1 rRNA gene is annotated in these 3,053 nt (G+C 52.6%); it reads left to right on the plus strand.

Features of this window, described 5'->3' with window-relative positions:
• Nucleotides 1-24 precede the first annotated feature (24 nt).
• Nucleotides 25-2,917 (plus strand): 23S ribosomal RNA (locus GFN93_RS17195).
• The last annotated feature ends 136 nt before the right edge of the window (nucleotides 2,918-3,053 follow it).

Raw genomic sequence — 3,053 nt, forward strand, 5'->3', positions numbered from 1 at the left:
TGAAGAGACTGTTTTGGGTTATATAGTCAAGTGAATAAGCGTACACGGTGGATGCCTTGGCAGCCAGAGGCGATGAAGGACGTTGTAGCCTGCGATAAGCTCCGGTTAGGTGGCAAACAACTGTTTGACCCGGAGATTTCCGAATGGGGAAACCCACCTGTCATAAGGCAGGTATCACATACTGAATCCATAGGTATGTGAAGCGAACGAGGGGAACTGAAACATCTAAGTACCCTTAGGAACAGAAATCAATTGAGATTCCGTCAGTAGCGGCGAGCGAACGCGGATTAGCCCTTAAGCTTGTGAATGATTAGGAGAACGGTCTGGGAAGGCCGGCCATAGTGGGTGATAGCCCCGTATCCGAAAATCTGATCAAGTGAAATCGAGTAGGTCGGAGCACGTGAAACTTTGACTGAATGTGGGGGGACCATCCTCCAAGGCTAAATACTCCTGGCTGACCGATAGTGAACCAGTACCGTGAGGGAAAGGCGAAAAGAACCCCGGAGAGGGGAGTGAAATAGAACCTGAAACCGTGTACGTACAAGCAGTCGGAGCCCTCATTGTGGGGTGACGGCGTACCTTTTGTATAATGGGTCAGCGACTTAATTTCAGTAGCGAGGTTAACCGTTTAGGGGAGCCGTAGGGAAACCGAGTCTTAATAGGGCGTTTAGTTGCTGGGATTAGACCCGAAACCGGGCGATCTATCCATGGGCAGGTTGAAGGTGCGGTAACACGCACTGGAGGACCGAACCGACTACCGTTGAAAAGTTAGCGGATGACCTGTGGATCGGAGTGAAAGGCTAATCAAGCTCGGAGATAGCTGGTTCTCCCCGAAAGCTATTTAGGTAGCGCCTCGGACGAATACCACTGGGGGTAGAGCACTGTTTCGGCTAGGGGGTCATCCCGACTTACCAACCCGATGCAAACTCCGAATACCAGTGAGTACTATCCGGGAGACACACGGCGGGTGCTAACGTCCGTCGTGAAGAGGGAAACAACCCAGACCGCCAGCTAAGGTCCCCAAATTCCAGTTAAGTGGGAAACGATGTGGGAAGGCTCAGACAGCTAGGAGGTTGGCTTAGAAGCAGCCACCCTTTAAAGAAAGCGTAATAGCTCACTAGTCGAGTCGGCCTGCGCGGAAGATGTAACGGGGCTAAAACTGGATACCGAAGCTGCGGCAGCAGACTTGTTCTGCTGGGTAGGGGAGCGTTGTGTAAGTCAGTGAAGGTGTGTTGAGAAGCATGCTGGAGATATCACAAGTGCGAATGCTGACGTGAGTAACGATAATGGGAGTGAAAAACTCCCACGCCGAAAGACCAAGGTTTCCTGCGCAACGCTAATCGGCGCAGGGTGAGTCGGCCCCTAAGGCGAGGCAGAAATGCGTAGCTGATGGGAAACAGGTTAATATTCCTGTACTTCTTATAACTGCGATGGAGAGACGGAGAAGGCTATGCCTACCGGGCGTTGGTTGTCCCGGGGAAAGGTTGTAGGCTGAGGTGTTAGGCAAATCCGGCACCTTAAGGCTGAGAACCGAGACCACTGGTCCTTTGTGACCGGGAAGTGGTTGATGCCATGCTTCCAGGAAAATCTTCTAAGCTTCAGGTTATAAGGAACCGTACCCCAAACCGACACAGGTGGTTGGGATGAGTATTCTAAGGCGCTTGAGAGAACTCGGGTGAAGGAACTAGGCAAAATTGTACCGTAACTTCGGGAGAAGGTACGCCGCTGACGGTGATGAGACTTGCTCTCTGAGCTATTGGCGGTCGCAGTGAAAAGGCCCCTGCAACTGTTTATTAAAAACACAGCACTCTGCAAACGCGTAAGCGGACGTATAGGGTGTGACGCCTGCCCGGTGCCGGAAGGTTAATTGATGGGGTTAGCTTCGGCGAAGCTCTTGATCGAAGCCCCGGTAAACGGCGGCCGTAACTATAACGGTCCTAAGGTAGCGAAATTCCTTGTCGGGTAAGTTCCGACCTGCACGAATGGCGTAATGATGGGGGCGCTGTCTCCACCCGAGACTCAGTGAAATCGAAATCGCAGTGAAGATGCTGTGTACCCGCGGCTAGACGGAAAGACCCCGTGAACCTTTACTACAGCTTCACAGTGGACTTTGAGCCTGCTTGTGTAGGATAGCTGGGAGACTTTGAAGCAGTGACGCCAGTCATTGTGGAGTCGACCTTGAAATACCAGCCTGGCATGTTTGAGGTTCTAACCCAGGTCCATTATCTGGATCGGGGACATTGTGTGGTGGGTAGTTTGACTGGGGCGGTCTCCTCCCAAAGAGTAACGGAGGAGCACAAAGGTACCCTCAGCACGGTCGGACATCGTGCAACGAGCGTAAAGGTAGAAGGGTGCTTGACTGCGAGACCTACAAGTCGAGCAGGTGCGAAAGCAGGTCTTAGTGATCCGGTGGTTCTGTATGGAAGGGCCATCGCTCAACGGATAAAAGGTACTCCGGGGATAACAGGCTGATACCGCCCAAGAGTTCATATCGACGGCGGTGTTTGGCACCTCGATGTCGGCTCATCTCATCCTGGGGCTGAAGCCGGTCCCAAGGGTATGGCTGTTCGCCATTTAAAGAGGTACGCGAGCTGGGTTTAGAACGTCGTGAGACAGTTCGGTCCCTATCTGCCGTGGGCGTTGGAGATTTGAGAGGAGCTGCTCCTAGTACGAGAGGACCGGAGTGGACGAACCTCTGGTGTTCCGGTTGTCACGCCAGTGGCATTGCCGGGTAGCTAAGTTCGGACGGGATAACCGCTGAAAGCATCTAAGCGGGAAGCCTCCCTCAAGATGAGATCTCCCTGGGAACTTGATTCCCCTGAAGGGCCGTTGAAGACCACAACGTTGATAGGCTGGGTGTGGAAGCGTTGTAAGGCGTGAAGCTAACCAGTACTAATTGCCCGTGAGGCTTGACTATATAACACCAAAGCAGTCCCAAGGCTCCAAGCCAGGACAGCGTAAAGACAGTGTGTCAGAAGTCAGCTTGCATATCATGAATAGCAAACTTCTCATTCCCAATTTGGCTTTGCCGGTGAGCTGTGATGTACACCGGT

Origin of the sequence: Alcanivorax sediminis (assembly GCF_009601165.1) — a bacterium.
Lineage (GTDB): Bacteria > Pseudomonadota > Gammaproteobacteria > Pseudomonadales > Alcanivoracaceae > Alcanivorax > Alcanivorax sediminis.